Below are 17,509 nucleotides of genomic sequence, written 5' to 3'. Positions count from 1 at the left end.
CACGGCTGCGAACCGAAGGTGAATACCGGGCCCGCCGCGCGGGCGGGCCCGGTGCAGCGTTACGCCAGGCGGGCCACCAGCCGCTTGCCGGCATAGCCCAGGCCCAGCAGCAGGAACCACAGCGGGCTGATCAGCAGGGCGTACAGGGTGTCCGGCTGCAGGGTCAGCAGCACCAGCACGAACACGAAGAACGCCAGGCACACCCCGCACATCAGCACCCCGCCCGGCATCTTGAAGCGCGATGCCGCGTGCAGCTGCGGCCGGCGGCGCCGGTACACGATGTACGAGCACAGGATCAGCGACCACACGAACATGAACAGCACCGCCGCCAGCGTGGTGACCAGGGTGAAGGCCGTGACCAGGTTCGGGATCAGGTAGATCAGCATCGCGCCCAGCAGCAGGCACAGGCACGAGAACAGCAGTCCGCGCGCCGGCACCGCCGCGCGCGACAGCCGCGCGAACATGCCCGGCGCGTGCCCTTCCTCCGCCAGCCCGTACATCATGCGGCTGGTGGAGAAGATGCCGCTGTTGGCCGACGACGTTGCCGAGGTCAGCACCACGAAGTTGATCAGGCTGGCGGCGGCGGGAATGCCGGCCAGCACGAACAGCTCCACGAACGGGCTCTTGCCCGGCACCACCTCGCGCCACGGCGTCACCGCCATGATCGCGATCAGGGCCAGCACGTAGAACACGATGATGCGGATCGGGATCGAGTTGATCGCCTTCGGCAGGTTGCGCTCCGGGTCGGCGGTTTCCGCTGCGGTGGTGCCCACCAGTTCGATGCCGACAAAGGCGAACACCGCAATCTGGAAGCCCGCGAAGAAGCCGGCCAGCCCCATCGGGAACACGCCGCCGTCATTCCACAGGTTGGTGAACGAGGCCACGTGCCCGGAGGGCGCGGTGAAGCCCCACGCCACCAGCCCGAAGCCGGTGATGATCAGCGCGCAGATCGCGATGATCTTGATCAGCGCGAACCAGAACTCCATTTCGCCGAACAGCTTCACCGTTACCAGATTCAACGCCACCAGCAGCATCACGCACAGCAGCGCCGGTATCCACGGTGCCAGCCCGGGGAACCAGAACTGCGCGTAGGCGGCAATCGCGATCACGTCGGCGATCGCGGTGATGATCCAGCAGAACCAGTAGGTCCATCCGCAGAAGAAACCGGCCCACGGCCCGAGCAGGTCGGTGGAAAAGTCGATGAAGGACTTGTACTCCAGGTTGGACAGCAGCAGCTCGCCCATCGCGCGCATCACGAAGAACAGCATCGCGCCGATGATCAGGTACACCAGCACGATGGACGGGCCGGCCAGGCTGATGGTCTTGCCCGACCCCATGAACAGGCCGGTGCCGATGGCACCGCCGATGGCGATCAGTTGCAGGTGGCGGTTGGACAGGCTGCGCCGGAGGTGTTCCGGCGGTTGAGCGGGGTCGGACATGGGCTGGGCCGTGGCGGTGGTGCTTCGGACCATAGAAGAGTGTCCGCGCGGGCGCCAGTCCTCATCGGGCGAGTCGCGCCGGCCGGGCACGGCGGTGCGCAGGGCTGACGGGTTTCACCCGCTGCCGGCGGCACAGCGGGCCGTCAGGGCCTTGTCCGAACGGGAGTGCGGGGTTTTCCTGTTTCTTTCCGCGCGGGCAGGTGGTCAGATAGGGCTTCCAGGCCACGGGCCGGCTGGCAAGAGGTCTGCTTGAACCGCACCCGGAACATCGCCGTCACCGTGCTGTTCGCCCTGCTTGGCGCGCTCGTGCCGATGGCCACCCTGCTCTATTTCAACGTCCATCGCGCCAACGATGCCGCCCGGGATCGCCTGCAGTTCACCGCCGAACGCACCCTGCTGCGCGCCCACCGCGCCTACGAGGCCGGGCTGACCGCCCTGCGCCAGGCCAATGCCAGCACCCTGGAGCCCTGTTCCACCGCGCACCTGCAACTCATGCGCGGGCTGGTGATCAGCACCGTCTCGGCCGAGCAGATGGGCTACTTCCAGGACGACCGCCTGATCTGCACCTCCTGGGGCCCGATGGAGGCGCCGATCCGCCGCCCCGAGCCGGACCACCTCACCGCCGAGGGCGTCGGCATCAAGCTCGACGTGCGCCCGCTGGCCGGCAATGGCGTGCCGCTGCTGGCCCTGCACTATGGCCGCTACGACATTCTGATGAACCCCGACCGGCTGGTCGATGTCATCACCGACCCGGACGTACGCCTGGCCGTGGCCAGCCCGGACGGGCGCCTGATTGCCCACCAGCCGATCGCCGACCCGACCCTGATGCTCGACCTGCTGCGCGAGCCCCGCAGCGGCATGGATTCCCACACGCTGTTCGCCACTGCGCAGGACCAGCAGTGGCTGGCCATTGCCACCGCGCCACGCGCGCCCTTGCTGGCCAGCATCCGGCCGCTGCTGTGGCAGTTCGCGCCCGCGGGCGTACTCGGTGCGGCGGCGGCCATCGCCCTGGCGCTGTGGCTGTCGCGGCGGCGTCTGTCGCTGCGCGCCGAGCTGGCCACGGCGGTCCGGCGGCGGGAGTTCTTCATGCACTACCAGCCCATCATCGAACTGGATACCGGCATCTGCATCGGTGCCGAATCGCTGGTGCGCTGGCAGCGGCCCGACGGCAGCCTGGTGCGCCCGGACCTGTTCATCCCGCTGGCCGAAGACACCGGCCTGATCGAGGCGCTGACCGACCAGGTGATGGACAACGTCATCGCCGACATGCGCGACCTGCTCGTACAGGACCGCAGCGCCCACATCGCGATCAACCTCGCCGCCGAGGACGTCAGCAGCGGCCGCGCCCTGAAGGTGCTGACGCAGAAGCTGCAGGGCACCGGCATCCATCCCCAGCAGATCTGGCTGGAGGCCACCGAACGCGGCTTCATCGACATCCAGCGCGCCCGCAACAGCCTGGCCGCCGCGCGCCGCGCCGGGCACTGCGTGGCCATCGACGACTTCGGCGTCGGCTATTCCAGCCTGCAGTACCTGCAGCAGTTGCCACTGGATGCGTTGAAGATCGACAAATCCTTCATCGATGCCATTGGCACCGAGAGCGCCACCAGCCCGGTCACCTCGCACATCATCGACATGGCGAAGACGCTGGGCCTGTTCACCGTGGCCGAAGGCGTGGAAACGCCCGCCCAGCTCGCCTACCTGCAATCGCGGCAGGTCGAATTCGGCCAGGGCTGGCTGTTCTCCAAGCCGCTGCCACCGGATGCCTTCGCCACCTTCCACTGGCAGCGCAAGGAACAGTACGGCAAGGCCCGCGAGAACATGCAGAACCCGAACCGCAGCGTCGCCGAGTGAGCCGTCGCTGGCTCAGTCGGCATCCACCCCGGCCAACGCCTGCACCCAGCGCGGCACCACCGGCTCACCGGCAAAGAAGCTGCGCGGCACACCGTCGGCCATCGCCCACCGATGGATCCAGCTGATGCCGCCGTCGCCGTCATAGCCATCGGCATGCTGGTAGGCCGGGTCCTGCAGCGCCTGCTCCAGCGAAATGAAGCGGTAGCCACGGCGTTGCGTGGCCGCCACCAGTTCCTCGAACGTTGCCGCGTTCAACGCATTGGCATGCATCAGCCACACCTGTGCGGGCAGGCGGCCCAGCAGTTGCTGCGACTGCGCCTCGTAGTAATCCAGCTTGTTCAACATGTACGGCACGTAGCCGCGACGCAGCTGCGCCAGCCGGGCCTCGCGCGCGGCCGGCGGCAGGTCGCTGACCCGCACGTTGTCGTAGGCGAATGCCCACACCCACTCGCTGTTGTCCACCGTGACCGGCGCGATGCGGTACCCGTGCTGCTGCAGGAACGCACCCAGCGCCTCGCGCTGTGCGGGCGAGCGACCGGCGCGCAGGTAGGGGTGGCGGAACCAGCGTGGTACCTGCCCACGTTCGGCGAGCAGCGGCCGCAGCGTGTCCTCGCCGTGCAGGATGTCCTGCGTATAGGCCGGCAGGCCCACCGCATGCAGATCGACGTGGCCCCAGGTGTGGTTGCCCAGCTCGGCACCCGCGTCGAGCCAGTCGCGCAGCATCTGCACGCGCGCCGGCACCACCTTGCCCTGCTCCACCAGCTTGCCCGCGTTGACGAAGCCCACCACCGGGATGCCGGTGGCCTCCAGCGCGGCCAGCAGCTGCGCATGCCGCTCGGCCAGCTCCGGTTCGGCGCGCGTATCCAGCCGCTGCCACGGCAGATCGTCGATCGTCATCGCGATGCGCCGGTCCGGCGTGGCGGCCTGCACCACACCGGCCATGCACAGCAGGGCCAGCCCCCATCCCATGCGTGAACGTCGCTGCACCTGCATCTCCTCCCGGTCGAAGCCGATCAGCATACCGGTACACGATCGCTCACCCGGCATGCCTCACGGCAGCGCCGGCTGCCAGGCACGCGGTTGCCGCAGCACCACCGCCAATGCGGCCACCAGCACCGCCAGCAGCGCCACCGGCAGCCAGCGTTCGCCCACCGTCTCCAGCATCACGCCACCGGCCAGCCCACCCAGCGCGATCGCCAGGTTCCAGCCGGTCACCACGAAAGACTGCGCGATGTCGGCTGCCTCACCGGCACGCCGCGCCACGGCCGTCTGGAACTGCGTGGCCACGCCACCGAAGGCCAGCCCCCAGACCACGGTGGCGGCCACCAGCACCGCCGGCGAACCCGGCCAGCAGGCCAGTGCCAGCGCGGCAACGATGAAACCCAGCGTGCTCGCCACCACCAGCACGCCCAGGCCGCGATCCACCCACATGCCCGTGATCCAGATCCCCACCAGCGAGGCCACGCCGAACACCAGCAGCAGGCGATCCAGCCAACCGGCGGCACCGGCCAACGCCGCAAAGGGTTCGATATAGGTGTAGAGCACGTTGTGCGCCAGCACGAACAGGAACATCGCCAGCAGCGCCGTGCGCAGTCCCGGCAGCGTCAGCACCTTCAGCAGCGGCTGGCGCGCGGCCGCACCGGGCGCCGACAGCGCCGGCAGCGTCAGCCGCGCCCATACCAGCAGCGCCACGCTCATCAGCGACATCACCCCGAACGCCCAGCGCCAGCCGATGGTCTGCCCCAGCAGCGTACCGGCGGGAATCCCCAGCGACAGCGCCAGCGGCGTGCCCACCATCGCCACCGCGATCGCACGGCCCTGCAGCGCCGGTGCCACCATGCGGCTGGCATAGCCGGCCACCAGCGACCACAGCAGCCCGGCACTGATGCCGGCCACGAAACGCGCCACCAGCATCACCGTGTAGTCGTGGGTCAACGCGGTGAGGGTGTTGACCAGCGCAAAGCCGGCGATGGCGGCCAGCAGCAGCGGGCGGCGCGGCAGCCGCCGGGTCAGCGCGGTCATCGGCAGCGCCGCCAGCAGCGAGCCCAGCGCATACACGGTGACCAGCTGGCCGACCAGCGCGCGGCTTACCCCCAGATCGGCACTCATCGGCGACAGCAGGCCCGCCGGCAGCGCCTCGGTCAGGATGGTCACAAAGCCCGCACAGGCCAGCGCCAGCAGCCCGCCCAGTGGCAGGCGCGTGGCGGCAGGCTGCGGCACGCAGGCCTCGGCCGGCGCGCTCATGCCGCCACCGCCGTGGCGCAGTCGGCATACACCGCGTCGCGCAGGCGATCCACGAAGGCGCCATGCATGCCCTCGTACAGCGTGTTGGTCAGGGCGACCACGCTCAGCCCGCAGGCCGGATCGACGAACCAGCTGTGCCCGTACGCACCGCCCCAGCGCCAGCTGCCGTCGGCCTGCGGCGTGGCCGCCGCGATCCGATCGCGCAGCACCGCAACGCCCAGCCCAAAGCCCCAGCCTGGCGGGTCCGGCGGGCCCTGCTCACCGACCTGCGCGCGCGTCATCTCCGCCACGTGCGTGGCCGCGAGCCAATCGCGGTGCGCATCGCCGCGCAGCGCCTCCAGCAGCCGCATCACATCATCGGCCGTGCCGACCATGCCGCCACCGGCCGAGGCAAATGCCAGCGGATCGCTTGCGCGGGCCAGGCTGTAGGCGATGCCGACCGTGCCGTCGAACACCGGCACCACCTCGCCTTCGCGCAGGCGGCGCGGCCGTGGCAGGTCGCTGACATAGGGCGTGGCCAGGCGCGCCGGCGTGTCCGTATGGAAGCCGGTGTCGTGCATGCCCAGCGGTGCGGTGACCTGCACACGGACAACCTCGGCCAGCGGCAGGCCGGTTGCCGCCTCCAGCATCGCCCCGGCCACGTCCACCCCGAGCGAGTAGTGCCAGCCCTGGCCGGGCGCGAACGCCAGTGGTACCTGCGCGATCCGGCGCACGTTCTCCTGCAGGCTGTGGGCGCACGCATCCATGCCATCGCTGACCCCGGCCATCGCCAGCGGCCCGGCGGAATCGGCTTCCAGAAAGCGGTATCCCAGGCCCGCGCTGTGACTGAGCAGATGGCGCAGCGTCAGCGCCGGGCGGGTGCCATCGGCCAGCGCCGGGCGGAAGTCGGGCAGCAGCGCATGCGCCGGCGTGTCCAGCGACAGTAGGCCCTGCGCCACCAGACGCAGGGCCGCAGCGGTCACGATCGGCTTGCTGACCGAGGCCAGGCGGAACTGCGCCCCGCGCGACATCGGCCGCTGCTGCTCGCGATCCGCCCAGCCCGTGGCATCGGCGTGCAGCAGTTGGCCGTGGCGGCGTACCAGCACCACCGCACCCACCAGGCGCGCGTCGTGGTGCTGCTGGCGCAGCAGGGCATCCACGGCAGGCAGCCGGGGCGTAGCGGAAAGGGCGTCAGGGGAGGACACGGTCATGGGGGCAGCGCCAACGGAATCGGAGCGCCACGGTAGGCGCTGCCCGGGGCGGCAAAAAGCCCGGTAGCGCTCCGCACATTCCGGACAGTTCGTTCCGCAATTGTCGGCAACCCAGTCCCCGCAAGGGTTTCCCGTGCCGGACCGGACGCGCCGCCGCGCGCGACCACCCCAGCCGCCGTCGCGCTCGCTACAGTGCGCCTTTCCGTCTATTGCACGCCCATGTCAGCCTTGGACAACCTGGGCAACCTGCAGACCTTTGTGCAGGTTGCCGACACCCGCAGCTTCGTCGAGACCGGCCGCCTGCAGGGCATCACCGCCTCGGCTGCCGGCAAGAGCGTCACCCGCCTGGAGCAGGCGCTGGGCGTGCGCCTGTTCCACCGCAGCACGCGCAGCATCACCCTTACCGCCGAAGGGGAGCGCTTCCTGGTGCGCTGCCGGCGCATCCTCGACGAGCGTGACGCCGCCCGCACCGAGCTGGCCGAGCAGACCGCCGCACCCGTCGGCGTGCTGCGGCTGGGCCTGCCGCTGGTGGGCGACCTGTCGCTGCCGATCCTCACCGAGTTCATGGCCGCCTATCCCGGCATCCGCCTGGAGCTGGATTTCGACGACCGCCTGGTGGATGTGGTCGAAGAAGGGTTCGACGCGGTGCTGCGCGTCGGCGATCCCGGTGACTCACGCCTGAGCGCACGCCGGCTGGGTGTGTTCCCGCGGTACCTGGTCGCCGCACCGCAGTACCTGGCGTGCCGCGGCACCCCGCGCACCGCGGCCGATCTGCGCCAGCACGACTGCCTGCACTACCGCTTCCCCAGCACCGGCAAACTGGAACCGTGGCCGTTGCCGGCCGCACCGGGCCAGCCGCCGCTGGACCTGCCGGTGTCGATGGTGAGCAACACCATCGAAGCACGCCTGGCCTTCGCTCTGGCAGGACGCGGCATCGCCTACATCCCCGAACACTCCGCGCGCGAAGCACTCGCCGATGGCCGCCTGCAGCGGGTGCTGGCCGACCAGATCCACGCCTGCGGCACCTTCTACCTGCTCTGGCCATCGGGCCGGCACGTTCTGCCCAAGCTGCGTGTGTTCATCGATTTCGTCAGCGCCCGCCTCACCGGCGTGAGCTGCTGAGCAGCCGGCGTTCATCGGTGCCCGCCGGCGCCTCCGTATACTGGCCGCGCGACAGCCAGTCGCCTGAGTTGCCGAGGTATGCCCGCATGCGCCATTGATGCCCGCCGTCGTCTGACGGCCTGTCTCCTGACCACCCTGCCCGGCAGGGAGGAGTTCACGGCATCTCTGGAGGTCGCATGACCGCATTCGCCCTTACGCTTGACCGCGTGGCAGTCACCCTGCCCGATGGTCGCGCGTTGTTTTCAGATCTTTCCTTCTCCTTCGACACCACCCGCACCGGCCTGGTCGGGCGCAACGGTGTCGGCAAAAGCGTGTTCGCGCACCTGCTCAGCGGCGAGCGGGCGCCCACCGCCGGGCGCATCCAGCGCCACGGCCACGTGCAGCGGCTGGCGCAGCTCAGTGGCGTTCCACACGGTCGCATCATCGACCTCGCCGGCGTCGGACCGGTGTTCGACGCGCTCGCCCGCATCGAAGCGGGCAGTGTCGATCCCGACGATTTCACCTGCGTCGGCGAACGCTGGGACCTGCGCGAACAGGTGCAGGCGCAGTGGCATCGCCTCGGCCTGCCCGCACTCGATCCGCTGCGCCCGGCCGCCACGCTGAGCGGCGGCCAGGTCATGCAGGTGGCGTTGTCCGGCGCCTTCCTGTCCAACGCCGACGCGCTGGTGCTGGATGAACCCAGCAACCATCTCGATGCCTGGCATCGCGACCGGCTGCTGGACGCAATGGCGGACTGGCGCGGCGGCCTGATCGTCATCAGCCACGATCGCACCGTGCTGCAACGCATGCAGCGCATCGTGGAACTCTCGCCGGCCGGGCTGCGCAGCTACGGCGGCAACCATGCGCATTACGCCACGCAGAAGCACGAAGAACGCAGCGCCGCCGAGGCATTGCTCGCCCTGCGCAAGCGCGAGCGCCGCCAGCAGCAGGACGTGCTGCGCGAACAGCGCGAGCGGCAGGCGCACCGGCAATCGCGCGCGCAGCGCGATGCACGCACCGCCAATCAGGCGCCGATCCTGCTCGGCGGCATGAAGAACCGCAGCGAGCACAGTGCGGGCCGCCTGCAGGTGCAGCAGGCGGAACGTCGCGCCGCACTGGACGCGCGCGTGGGCGCTGCAGCCGCCGAGGTCGAACAGGAGGCCGCCGTCGCAATGATTGCCCCGGTCCTCGACGACCCCGGTCCACAGCGCGTGGCCAGCCTGGTCGCCGCCGGTCTGCCGTGGGTCGCACCACCGTGGCAGACCCTCGACCTCACCGTGCAGCGTGGCCAGCGCATCGGCATCGGCGGCCGCAACGGCAGTGGCAAGTCCAACCTGCTGCGCGTGTTGGCCGGTGCCGTGGCACCCTGCGGCGGCAGCGTGGACGTGTCTGCACGCACCGCCCTGCTCGATCAGTCGCTGTCCGCGCTGCCGGCGCAGGACAGTGCGCTGTCATGGCTGCAGCGCGCGCATCCCACCGCCGACGAAGGCAGCCTGCGCACCCGCCTGGCCCTGCTCGGGCTGGATGCCGAACGCAGCCTGCGGCCGCTGCACACGCTCAGCGGCGGCGAACGGCTGAAGGCGGCACTGGCCGCCGTACTGTATGCCGAGCATCCGCCGCAGCTGCTGTTGTTGGATGAGCCGGGCAACCACCTCGACCTGCCCTCGCTGACCGCGCTGGAGCACATGCTCAACCAGTACCCGGGCACGCTGATGGTGGTTTCGCACGATCCCGATCTGCTCGACGCGCTGCACCTGACCCATCGGCTCGACGCCACCGACCAGGGATGGGTCCTGCGCGCGTGCTGATCGTGGCCGCGTCTGCTACCGCGCCCAGGCCGGGAAGGTATCGGGCAGCACCTGCCAGAGCAGCGGCCCGGCACGCATCTCGGCATCGTTGAGCAGGCAGCCATCCAGCTCGGCACGCACGGCCGCCGCATCCATCGCCACTCCGATCACCGCCAGCTCCTGGCGGCGGTCGCCCCACCACGGGTGCCACAACGCGCGCATCGCCTGGTACTCGCCCGGGTCGCCCACCTCATCCACCCCGGGCATCGGTGCTGTCCAGCACGCCATCTGCTGGCGTGCCCAGCCGACGTCGGTGTACGGCACCGGCGTAGGCGGCAGCACCGGTGCCGTGCCTTCCAGCCCGGCCGCCACCCGCTCGCGCGCGGCGTACCAGAAGCCGGCCGCCTGCGTCTGCATTGCCGGGCCAACGCCGGACAACTCGCCCACCCAGTCCATGCGGTTGGCCAACCAGAAGAAGCCCTTGCTGCGGATCACGCTGCCCAGCCCCTGCTCCAGCACCCGTGCAAAGCGTTGCGGGTGGAACGGGCGCCGCGCGCGGTACACGAAACTGGTGATGTCGTACGCGTCGGTCTCCGGCGTATGCCCGCCGCGCAGGGCCTGCATCCAGCCGGGTGCCAGCTGTGCACGCACGAAGTCGAAGCGCTGCGTATCCAGCAGTTCATGCAGTGGCACATCCCCGTGCGAGGAAAGCAGCAGTCGCGCGTCGCGGTTCATTGCGCGCAGCACCGCCAGGGTCGACTGCAGCGTGTCGTCATCGGTCAGATCGCACTTGCTCACCACGATCACATTCGCGAACTCCACCTGCTCGGCCAGCAGGGTGACCACGCCGCGCGTATCGTCCGCGCCTGCCTGCTGGCCGCGGTCGGCCAGGCGGTCGCTCGAGCCGAAGTCATGCAGGAACTGCCGACCGTCCACCACCGTCACCAGCGTATCCAGCCGCGCGATGTCGTTGAGGCAGAAGCCCTCCGCGTCGCGTACCTGGAACGTGGCGGCCACCGGCATCGGTTCGGCGATGCCGGTCGACTCGATCAGCAGGTAGTCGTAGCACCCCGCAGCGGCCAGCCGCTTCACCTCCTGCAGCAGGTCATCGCGCAGCGTGCAGCAGATGCAGCCATTGCTGAACTCCACCAGCGTCTCTTCGGTGCGGCTCAGCGCCGCGCCGCCTTCGCGCACCAGCTGCGCGTCGATGTTGATCTCGCTCATGTCATTGACGATCACCGCCACGCGACGCCCCTCGCGGTTGCGCAGGATCTGGTTGAGCAGCGTGGTCTTGCCGGCGCCGAGGAAACCGGACAACACCGTCACCGGCAGGCGCGAATCGGGGGAGGTACTGGAGGCGGTCATGGCAGGGCAGGCCGGAAGCAGGATTGAAATGTTACTATATAACATTCACGAACCAAGGCCCGCCCCCCATGAAACGATCCTCCACCCTGCTCGATGCCGGTGCCATCGCCCTCTCCGGCCTGTGCCTGCTGCACTGCCTGGCGCTGCCGTTGCTGGCCGCCACGCTGCCGTTGATGGGGGTATGGGCCGAGGCCGAGTGGGTGCACGCCCTGTTCGTGGCTGTCGCCGTGCCACTGACCGCCTTCGCCCTGTGGCGCGCACATCGTCAGCGGCCCCTGCCTGCGGGCGCGATGATCAGCGCCACCGCCGGCCTGCTGTTGCTGCTGGCCGGCGCACTCGGCTGGCCCAGCCATGACAGCGAAACGCCCCTTACCGTCGCCGGCAGCCTGCTGCTGGCCAGTACCCATGTCTGGAACGCCTGGCGGCGGCACCGGCACTGACCGCCGGTACGCCCCCTGTTGCGGCGCGGCTCGCGGAGCGCGCGTGGTTCAGCGCATCACCATCATGCCGGCGATGAACACCGCCAGCGGCGCGGCACTCACCACCGCACCCACGATGCCCAGCCACGGCCATCGCTCCTGGCGCACCCGCGCGCCCACCGTGGCCATCAGGCCGATCACCGCCGCGGCCAGCACGCCAATGGCCGCACCGGTCGTGCCTTCGCCCGTGGTCGCGGCACTGCCCAGGTGTGCCGCCGCATAACCGGCGGCACCACCCAGCGGCAACCCCAGAAAGCTGGCCATGCCCAGCCACGGCGCGCGTCCCGTTCGAGCCGGGCGCGGTGCGGTATTCGATGTTGATTCCGTACTCACTCGGCTGCTCCAAGGGCAAAGCCCCACGCTACACCATCCGCGTCCGGTGCCGCAGCCGCGAATGCCGTCAGCACCGCGCCAAGGCCGGCACGGCCTGCACGGCGTCTTTGCATGCTCGGCCTAGAATGCGGAAAGACCCGCAGAGACCCGCCATGCGCTCCTCTCTCCGCCCTTCCGTCTACGGCGTGATGCTTCTTCTCACGCTGCCGCTCGCGGCCTGCCGCAACGGCAGCAACAGCGCCAACGTGTTCTCCGCCGATCCCATGCTCGGCTGCTACGCCACCCATCCGCGCAAGCCGGCCGAGTTCCGCATCGAGCAGCAGCAGGGCCGTTATTTCGTGTCCTTCCAGCGCGACGATCAATGGCAACGCGAGCCGACGCCCTTGCAGGAGTCCACCCGTGCCGACATCGCACAGTTCTTCAAGGACGACGCCCACCAGATCAGCAAGGCCTTGGTCAGCCCGCGCGGAGGTTTCGGTCTGTTCAAGTTCAATGCCGGTGCCACCCTCAAAGGCAAAGCACCTGACAGCGACTACATGGGCCTGCTGCTGATCGGCGCCGGCCCGATCTATCCGGTGGCCTGCCCCTGAGCATCCGGTGCAACGGCGGGGGCCGGCCCAGCGCCAGAGGGGCCGCACCCCGATTGCGCGGCCCCCTGGCGCTCCCCACCCGGCGTCATGGCCCCGCCGGGTGCCCGCCCGTGTGGCGTGCCGTCAACTCCCCAACCGGCACGCCCGTGCATCGCCGCCACCTGTGCGGCGCCCTCCGGCATTCCCTGGCCGTACTTCAGCATTCCCGTTCCTCTTCCTGATCCATCCCGTCACCCCCCGCCACCGGCGCCCCGACACCCCGATGGATTGAGCTCAGCGGCCACTGCCGGGCATCACGCACATGCCCGTGCCTGACCGGGTTCTGGTGCACGTACGCCACATGGCGCGCCAGGTCCGCACCATCCAGGATGCGATGCTCGCGGAACCCGCTGTGCCACAGCGGGCGCACCTGCCGGTCCCGGCGCAGCACGGCACGCGGCGGGTTGCCCGGCAGGTGCCGGTCGAACACCGCCTGGATCTGGCTCCAGCGGCAGTGCCCATCGGTGTCTCCTTCCGGCAGCGTCCACACCCCGTGGAGGTGATCGGGCAGCACGACGATGGCGTCGATGCGGAACGGACGCAGCACCCGCGCGATCCGGAACGCCAGCCGCAGGTAGGTGGCGTGTTCCACCAGCAACTGGCTGTGACCATCGCGTAGATGCGCACTGAAGAAGTACGTGGCACCAGGCGACCAGGGGTGGGCAGGAGGAGACATGCAGCCAGTGTGCAAATCGGCCTGCTCCTGCGCGATCAGATGACCCCGCATTACGCACTGGGAACCCACCGCAGCAACACATCAGGGAGTTGCCTACACTTCACCTCCACACCGCTTCGATCCGGCCATGCCCCGACCGTTCCTTCTGCTTCCGCTGATGCTGCTGCTTGTCGCCTGCCGCGACGGCCACCGTACCGGCCAAGGCCAGTTGATCGGCTGCTATGCCGACACCGCGCGCGCAACGGAATCGGTAAAGGTGGAGCGCAACGACGGCGCCTATGTCATGTCGTTCCGCGCGGGCCAGCCGTGGCGCCGTGTCGATGCCGCGTTGCGCACCGCCAGCGACGCGCAGATCGCCACCCTGTTCCGTCGAGACGACGCGCCCGGCATTGAAGAGGCCCTGCTTACGCCGGATGGACGCAGTGGGATAGCGCTGCTCAAGCAGGGCGCCACGCTTGAGGGCGACGCCGGTGCGGGTGGCCACATCGTGATCGAGCGGGGTCGTCCGCGCCTGGTGGTGAAGAAGAAGTGCCAGTGGCTGTTCTCGCGCGGGCACTATCTCCAGCACGGCGGTTGAACCGCGCCGCCCACCGGTCACCGGCCTCCGGCAGCACACTCCGTCTGTGCGGTACGCAGAATGCGCTGGGTCATGTGCCGGTAAGCGGTGTCTTCCAGCCGCTCGGCGGCGGCGGATGTTGGCGGCAGCACACGCGCTATGGCCTCGGTCAGTGGCACCGACCAGTTCAGGCGCGGCGTGCCTGAAGGGCCGCCCATCTGCCACGGCAGCATGCGCACCTTCTGCGACGTGGACTGCACCACCGTCTCCGTCCCGTCGTCGTAACGGACTGTCATGCGCAGCGACGGCGCATCATCGGTCCAGGCGTAGTCATCGCCGTAGTAGGCAAGCAGTTGCGCGCGCAGTGCATCACCACGCAATGCAGCGCCCATGCGCCTGCGGAGGTCCGCCACGGTGCAGCCGGACGATGCCATGTCGTGCGTCACCGCATCGTCGATCAGGGTTTCCGGGCGCAGCCGGCGCACGGCCATGTCCACCGCGCGTTGCCGGGACCACGTCGGTGCGCCTGCCGCACGCAGTACTTCCGCCACACGCTGCGGCGGCACCGTGCCCGTGGTGACCTTGGGCTGGCCCCCCCGCCACGTCACCTCGGAGGTCCGTTCGAAGACGCGTTGCCCGGCCCCCTGCTGCAGGCGATGCACCTCTTCGACGTCCTCCAATGGCCCCTGCACGAAGGTGATCTCGATGGAGCTCACCTCGTGCAGGCGAACCGGCGGCCCCACATCGTCCGGCTGCCCGCAACCGGCCAGCGTCAACAGGGCGACCAGCATCGCGCCGGCGGCCCAGCGCATGCACGCCCGGGAACGCCAGGGAAAACAGGATTGCTCGGTGACTGTGTTCATCGTCCGCCAGGGGGATCCACGTCTGGGCCATGTGCGGGCTTCCCTCCCGCAGGGTACGACCCGATTGTAGACCTGGCGCGCTGCGAACAGGCCCCGGTCACGCGGCCCGGGCGCGTTCTCGGGTACGATGCCCACCCCTTGGCTGCCCTGTCGCCCGGCTGCCCCGCAGTACCGGCGCCCCCGATCCCGTGCCCCATTACACCGGCCCCCTGTTGACCCGTCCGCTTGCCGATGCCCTGGTCCGCGCCCGCGATGCCGGCACCGGCGAATGGACCGGTTCGCTCGATCTCGGCCGCAGCACCGGCACCGCCATTCTGGGTGCCGACCGCTGGCGCTGGCACGGGCAGTTCTACGCCTACCCCGGCAAGACCAAGGACCGCACGCTGTACTACTGGGATGGCGAAGCGTTCGAACCGATCTCGCGCTTCGGCACGGCGCTGATCAAACTGGTGCCCACCGACTGGGACGCGCCCACCTTCGAGATCGACGGCATCAAGATGCTGCCCAGCGCGCAGGTATCGCCGTTCGAGGATGCACGGCGCAAGGTCGCGCTGATCGCACCGGCGGGCAAGACCGTGCTGGATACCTGCGGCGGCCTCGGCTATTTCGCCGCCTGCTGCCTGGAGGGCGGCGTTGCCCGCATTCTCTCGTTCGAAAAGAATCCGGACGTACTGTGGCTGCGCACGCTCAACCCGTGGTCGCCCGACCCGGAGGCCGCCAGCAGCGGCGGCCGCCTTTCGCTGACCCATGCCGACGTATCGCAGGCAATCGAAACCCTGGACACCGCCTCGGTCGATGCCATCCTGCACGACCCGCCGCGCTTCGGCATTGCCGGCGAACTGTATTCGCAGGTGTTCTACGACCAGCTCGCCCGCGTGATCCGCAAGGGTGGCCGCATGTTCCACTACACCGGCGCGCCCAACAGACTCACCAGTGGCCGCGACGTGCCGCGCGAAGTCGCCAAGCGCCTGGAGAAGGCCGGCTTCAAGGCCGAACTGGCGCTGGATGGCGTGCTGGCGGTCAAGCGCTGAGCGCCACCAAGCTCACCGCCTGAAGCTGAAACTCCCCAACCCGCGCGACCAGCGCACCTCACCCGTGCTGCTGGCCGCGCTGCAACAGAACTGCCCCCGCCATTGGCCCCGCCCCACACGGCGTTCCAGCCGGTGCGTGGTGGCGTGGCTGCGATGCGCGCCATGCTCGCGGAACAGCAGTTGGAACTGGCGGCGCTCGAACACGCCACCGAGCAGCCCGCCGCTGATTTCAGCGCGCAGTCGATGGCTCCCGCTGTAGTTGCGCACGCTGCCATCGGGGTGCACATCGCGCACACGCTCGGCGATGCCCTCCACCCGCCCACGGCGCTGGGACAGCATCACCAGGTAGGTCACATCCATGCCGAGCGTTTCGCTCCAACTGGAGGTCTGGTGGCGCAGGGTCATGGTCCACACACCGGAGATGTCCGGTGACCGCGCGGCCATCCACGCCGCCAACCCCACCATGCCACCGGCCGCAATCCCGCCCAGCAGCGGCCCACTCCACGACGCCCACCACATCGATGCATCCACGCACGTACTCCCAACGGAATCTTCGGGGGCGATTGTTGGAAATGCGGCAGGGGATGGCCATAGGATCGGTTGCAACTGCCCGGCCCGCAGAAGCGCCACGCCACTGCAGCATTCGCAAGGGTGCACACCGCTCGCGCAGGAATGCGATGCCGTTCCGTGCGCAGGCCCGTTCCGCCCTGTCAGGCTGGCGCTCCTTCGCTGCGGAGTGTCCCGATGTCCTCGCCCCAATCCGATTGGCTGCACGCCTTCGACGAGGCGTTGTGGCGTGTTTATGCGCTGGATCACCACATCGCCGGCCTCGATAACGTTCTGCTCGCCCGCTACGCCCATCTGAGCGGTGCACAGGCGGCGCAGCAGTTTGCGGTGGACCACGCGCTGGTGCCGGTCGACACCTGCGCGAAGTGACGCATGCAGCCGCATTCGCACCCGTCGAATCGACCCGGACGTGTCGCGTACCGCTCGGTCCTGCGCCCACAGCGTGACGCGCTTTGCAGGACCGCTTACGTGCAGCAGGCCGGCGCTTCTCACCGTGATAGAAAGCCCCCCGCATTCAATCAAGGGTATGCATATGCGAATGCTCATCGTTGTGGGCGACACCACCACCAGCGGCGGCCGTGTCATCACCGGCTCACCGTTCACCGATATTGAAGGCAAGCCCGTTGCCCGCATCAACGACTACGCCACCTGCCCTGTGCATGGGGGTGCTTTCGCGATCGTCTCCGGCGATGCCACCCTCATCATCGACGGCCAGCCCGTGGCACGCGAAGGCGATCGGCTCGCCTGCGGCTGCAGCCTGATCGCGGGCCAGCAGCACCTTGTCTACGTCGACGATGGTCCTGCGGTGCCGGCAGCAGCCACGGCCGCGGCGAAGGCGCCTGCGTCCACAGCACCCGCCAAGCAAACCGTCCCCATCTGCGAGAGCTGCCTGCAACAGGCGGGCGAGCGTGGCACGGTCTACCTGGCGCGCGCCGCATGAACGCCTACATCATCCTCGACGCCGCCGTGCGCCCGGACGCGCCGGACGCGCTGCTGCGCCTTGCGCCCCCGGCCAGCTACCGCTCGCTGTTCCTCGGCACCCCCGACGCGAAGGCAGCCGCTTCCGGGCCGTGGCTGCTCGCGCCGGCCGACGCACCGCAGCTCTCGCAATGGCTGACGGAAGTGGAACGGCACGACCCCAACGCCATCACCCTGTTGACCAGCATGCGCCCGTTCGAGGCGGTGTTCGCGCACCTGAAGGCGCTGCTCACGCTCCACCTTCCCGAGGGCCACACGGGCCTGCTGCGCTACTACGACCCGCGTGTGATGGCGCAGTTGCAGCGGGTTCTCACCGCCGAGCAGTGGCACAGCCTGCTGGCGCCGTTCACCGGCTGGCGCACCTGCCGCGCGCAGTACGTGCCGGAGTGAGGGAGCGTGCATGCGCACGCCGGGTAAGCC

19 protein-coding genes are annotated in these 17,509 nt (G+C 69.4%); 10 read left to right on the top strand and 9 right to left on the bottom strand.

The annotated features are described in order from the left end of the window. Positions 1–59: 59 nt before the first annotated feature. Positions 60–1,439, bottom strand: coding sequence for a D-serine/D-alanine/glycine transporter (gene cycA, locus ACLB90_RS12075; RefSeq protein ID WP_411849724.1), 1,380 nt, complete (start codon positions 1,437–1,439; stop codon positions 60–62). Positions 1,440–1,688: 249 nt separating this feature from the next. Between cycA and ACLB90_RS12070 the strand changes: the two genes are divergently transcribed. Then, positions 1,689–3,290 carry an EAL domain-containing protein gene (locus ACLB90_RS12070; protein WP_411849723.1) on the top strand — a complete coding sequence of 534 codons (1,602 nt, stop codon included), beginning with the start codon at positions 1,689–1,691 and terminating at the stop codon, positions 3,288–3,290. 12 nt (positions 3,291–3,302) lie between these two features. On the opposite strand, the gene ACLB90_RS12065 is transcribed toward ACLB90_RS12070, so the two are convergent. The 3 genes from ACLB90_RS12065 to ACLB90_RS12055 all read right to left on the bottom strand — a co-directional run bounded on the left by ACLB90_RS12065 (position 3,303) and on the right by ACLB90_RS12055 (position 6,724). After that, positions 3,303–4,259 carry a polysaccharide deacetylase family protein gene (locus ACLB90_RS12065; protein ID WP_411852750.1) on the bottom strand — a complete coding sequence of 319 codons (957 nt, stop codon included), beginning with the start codon at positions 4,257–4,259 and terminating at the stop codon, positions 3,303–3,305. 81 nt (positions 4,260–4,340) lie between these two features. Then, positions 4,341–5,534 carry an MFS transporter gene (locus ACLB90_RS12060; protein WP_411849722.1) on the bottom strand — a complete coding sequence of 398 codons (1,194 nt, stop codon included), beginning with the start codon at positions 5,532–5,534 and terminating at the stop codon, positions 4,341–4,343. Continuing rightward, positions 5,531–6,724 carry a serine hydrolase domain-containing protein gene (locus ACLB90_RS12055; RefSeq protein WP_411849721.1) on the bottom strand — a complete coding sequence of 398 codons (1,194 nt, stop codon included), beginning with the start codon at positions 6,722–6,724 and terminating at the stop codon, positions 5,531–5,533. The genes ACLB90_RS12060 and ACLB90_RS12055 overlap by 4 nt, the downstream gene beginning before the upstream one ends. 219 nt (positions 6,725–6,943) lie before the next feature. Here ACLB90_RS12055 and ACLB90_RS12050 point away from each other — a divergent pair, with 219 nt between their 5' ends. Then, positions 6,944–7,846: a LysR family transcriptional regulator gene (locus ACLB90_RS12050; RefSeq protein WP_411849720.1), complete on the top strand. Its 903-nt coding sequence runs from the start codon at positions 6,944–6,946 to the stop codon at positions 7,844–7,846. 176 nt (positions 7,847–8,022) lie between these two features. After that, positions 8,023–9,633, top strand: a complete 1,611-nt coding sequence (locus ACLB90_RS12045) for an ABC-F family ATP-binding cassette domain-containing protein (RefSeq protein WP_411849719.1) — start codon at positions 8,023–8,025, stop codon at positions 9,631–9,633. 15 nt (positions 9,634–9,648) lie between these two features. On the opposite strand, the gene ACLB90_RS12040 is transcribed toward ACLB90_RS12045, so the two are convergent. Then, positions 9,649–10,977, bottom strand: coding sequence for a GTP-binding protein (locus ACLB90_RS12040; RefSeq protein WP_411849718.1), 1,329 nt, complete (start codon positions 10,975–10,977; stop codon positions 9,649–9,651). Positions 10,978–11,045: 68 nt separating this feature from the next. Between ACLB90_RS12040 and ACLB90_RS12035 the strand changes: the two genes are divergently transcribed. Beyond that, on the top strand, positions 11,046–11,417 hold the full coding sequence (locus tag ACLB90_RS12035) for a MerC domain-containing protein (RefSeq protein WP_411849717.1): 372 nt from the start codon (positions 11,046–11,048) through the stop codon (positions 11,415–11,417). 48 nt (positions 11,418–11,465) lie between these two features. On the opposite strand, the gene ACLB90_RS12030 is transcribed toward ACLB90_RS12035, so the two are convergent. Continuing rightward, positions 11,466–11,720 carry a hypothetical protein gene (locus ACLB90_RS12030; protein ID WP_411849716.1) on the bottom strand — a complete coding sequence of 85 codons (255 nt, stop codon included), beginning with the start codon at positions 11,718–11,720 and terminating at the stop codon, positions 11,466–11,468. A 221-nt stretch (positions 11,721–11,941) separates the two neighbouring features. On the opposite strand from ACLB90_RS12030, the gene ACLB90_RS12025 reads away from it, so the two are divergent. Next, positions 11,942–12,379, top strand: coding sequence for a hypothetical protein (locus tag ACLB90_RS12025; RefSeq protein WP_411849715.1), 438 nt, complete (start codon positions 11,942–11,944; stop codon positions 12,377–12,379). 196 nt (positions 12,380–12,575) lie between these two features. Here ACLB90_RS12025 and ACLB90_RS12020 read toward each other — a convergent pair whose 3' ends face one another. After that, positions 12,576–13,094: an REP-associated tyrosine transposase gene (locus ACLB90_RS12020; protein WP_411849714.1), complete on the bottom strand. Its 519-nt coding sequence runs from the start codon at positions 13,092–13,094 to the stop codon at positions 12,576–12,578. Between the two features lie 127 nt (positions 13,095–13,221). Here ACLB90_RS12020 and ACLB90_RS12015 point away from each other — a divergent pair, with 127 nt between their 5' ends. Then, on the top strand, positions 13,222–13,671 hold the full coding sequence (locus ACLB90_RS12015) for a hypothetical protein (RefSeq protein WP_411849713.1): 450 nt from the start codon (positions 13,222–13,224) through the stop codon (positions 13,669–13,671). Between the two features lie 17 nt (positions 13,672–13,688). Here the strand turns inward: ACLB90_RS12015 and ACLB90_RS12010 are convergent, their stop codons facing one another. Continuing rightward, positions 13,689–14,462 carry a hypothetical protein gene (locus ACLB90_RS12010; RefSeq protein WP_411849712.1) on the bottom strand — a complete coding sequence of 258 codons (774 nt, stop codon included), beginning with the start codon at positions 14,460–14,462 and terminating at the stop codon, positions 13,689–13,691. Between the two features lie 209 nt (positions 14,463–14,671). On the opposite strand from ACLB90_RS12010, the gene ACLB90_RS12005 reads away from it, so the two are divergent. Further along, a complete protein-coding gene (locus ACLB90_RS12005) occupies positions 14,672–15,544 on the top strand; it encodes a class I SAM-dependent methyltransferase (RefSeq protein ID WP_411852749.1) in 873 nt (290 codons plus the stop codon). 12 nt (positions 15,545–15,556) lie between these two features. Here the strand turns inward: ACLB90_RS12005 and ACLB90_RS12000 are convergent, their stop codons facing one another. After that, the gene (locus ACLB90_RS12000; RefSeq protein ID WP_411849711.1) at positions 15,557–16,075 is read right to left on the bottom strand and encodes a hypothetical protein; all 519 of its coding nucleotides are present in this window, start codon (positions 16,073–16,075) and stop codon (positions 15,557–15,559) included. Between the two features lie 213 nt (positions 16,076–16,288). Here ACLB90_RS12000 and ACLB90_RS11995 point away from each other — a divergent pair, with 213 nt between their 5' ends. From ACLB90_RS11995 to ACLB90_RS11985, 3 genes are all read left to right on the top strand, one after another. Further along, the gene (locus ACLB90_RS11995; protein ID WP_411849710.1) at positions 16,289–16,480 is read left to right on the top strand and encodes a hypothetical protein; all 192 of its coding nucleotides are present in this window, start codon (positions 16,289–16,291) and stop codon (positions 16,478–16,480) included. A 169-nt stretch (positions 16,481–16,649) separates the two neighbouring features. Further along, the gene (locus ACLB90_RS11990) at positions 16,650–17,051 is read left to right on the top strand and encodes a PAAR domain-containing protein (protein ID WP_411849709.1); all 402 of its coding nucleotides are present in this window, start codon (positions 16,650–16,652) and stop codon (positions 17,049–17,051) included. Continuing rightward, entirely contained in the window at positions 17,048–17,479 is a 432-nt protein-coding gene (locus ACLB90_RS11985) for a DUF4123 domain-containing protein (protein WP_411849708.1), read from the top strand. Before ACLB90_RS11990 ends, ACLB90_RS11985 begins: the two co-directional genes overlap by 4 nt. The last annotated feature ends 30 nt before the right edge of the window (positions 17,480–17,509 follow it).

Source organism: Stenotrophomonas sp. LGBM10 (genome assembly GCF_046736075.1).
Taxonomy (GTDB): domain Bacteria; phylum Pseudomonadota; class Gammaproteobacteria; order Xanthomonadales; family Xanthomonadaceae; genus Stenotrophomonas.
Note: the sequence above shows the minus strand (reverse complement) of the source record. Positions and strands in the feature narration are given on the sequence as shown.

Bases quoted from the DNA above. Each gene is read 5' to 3' on its own strand.
- ACLB90_RS12030 (WP_411849716.1), bottom strand. From the start codon at position 11,720: ATGGCCAGCTTTCTGGGGTTGCCGCTGGGTGGTGCCGCCGGTTATGCG.
- ACLB90_RS12040 (WP_411849718.1), bottom strand. From the start codon at position 10,977: ATGACCGCCTCCAGTACCTCCCCCGATTCGCGCCTGCCGGTGACGGTG.
- ACLB90_RS12060 (WP_411849722.1), bottom strand. From the start codon at position 5,534: ATGAGCGCGCCGGCCGAGGCCTGCGTGCCGCAGCCTGCCGCCACGCGC.
- ACLB90_RS12035 (WP_411849717.1), top strand. From the start codon at position 11,046: ATGAAACGATCCTCCACCCTGCTCGATGCCGGTGCCATCGCCCTCTCC.
- ACLB90_RS12050 (WP_411849720.1), top strand. From the start codon at position 6,944: ATGTCAGCCTTGGACAACCTGGGCAACCTGCAGACCTTTGTGCAGGTT.
- ACLB90_RS12045 (WP_411849719.1), top strand. From the start codon at position 8,023: ATGACCGCATTCGCCCTTACGCTTGACCGCGTGGCAGTCACCCTGCCC.
- ACLB90_RS12065 (WP_411852750.1), bottom strand. From the start codon at position 4,259: ATGGGATGGGGGCTGGCCCTGCTGTGCATGGCCGGTGTGGTGCAGGCC.
- ACLB90_RS11985 (WP_411849708.1), top strand. From the start codon at position 17,048: ATGAACGCCTACATCATCCTCGACGCCGCCGTGCGCCCGGACGCGCCG.
- ACLB90_RS12055 (WP_411849721.1), bottom strand. From the start codon at position 6,724: ATGACCGTGTCCTCCCCTGACGCCCTTTCCGCTACGCCCCGGCTGCCT.
- ACLB90_RS11990 (WP_411849709.1), top strand. From the start codon at position 16,650: ATGCTCATCGTTGTGGGCGACACCACCACCAGCGGCGGCCGTGTCATC.
- ACLB90_RS11995 (WP_411849710.1), top strand. From the start codon at position 16,289: ATGTCCTCGCCCCAATCCGATTGGCTGCACGCCTTCGACGAGGCGTTG.
- ACLB90_RS12010 (WP_411849712.1), bottom strand. From the start codon at position 14,462: ATGCGCTGGGCCGCCGGCGCGATGCTGGTCGCCCTGTTGACGCTGGCC.
- ACLB90_RS12020 (WP_411849714.1), bottom strand. From the start codon at position 13,094: ATGTCTCCTCCTGCCCACCCCTGGTCGCCTGGTGCCACGTACTTCTTC.
- ACLB90_RS12015 (WP_411849713.1), top strand. From the start codon at position 13,222: ATGCCCCGACCGTTCCTTCTGCTTCCGCTGATGCTGCTGCTTGTCGCC.
- cycA (WP_411849724.1), bottom strand. From the start codon at position 1,439: ATGTCCGACCCCGCTCAACCGCCGGAACACCTCCGGCGCAGCCTGTCC.
- ACLB90_RS12025 (WP_411849715.1), top strand. From the start codon at position 11,942: ATGCGCTCCTCTCTCCGCCCTTCCGTCTACGGCGTGATGCTTCTTCTC.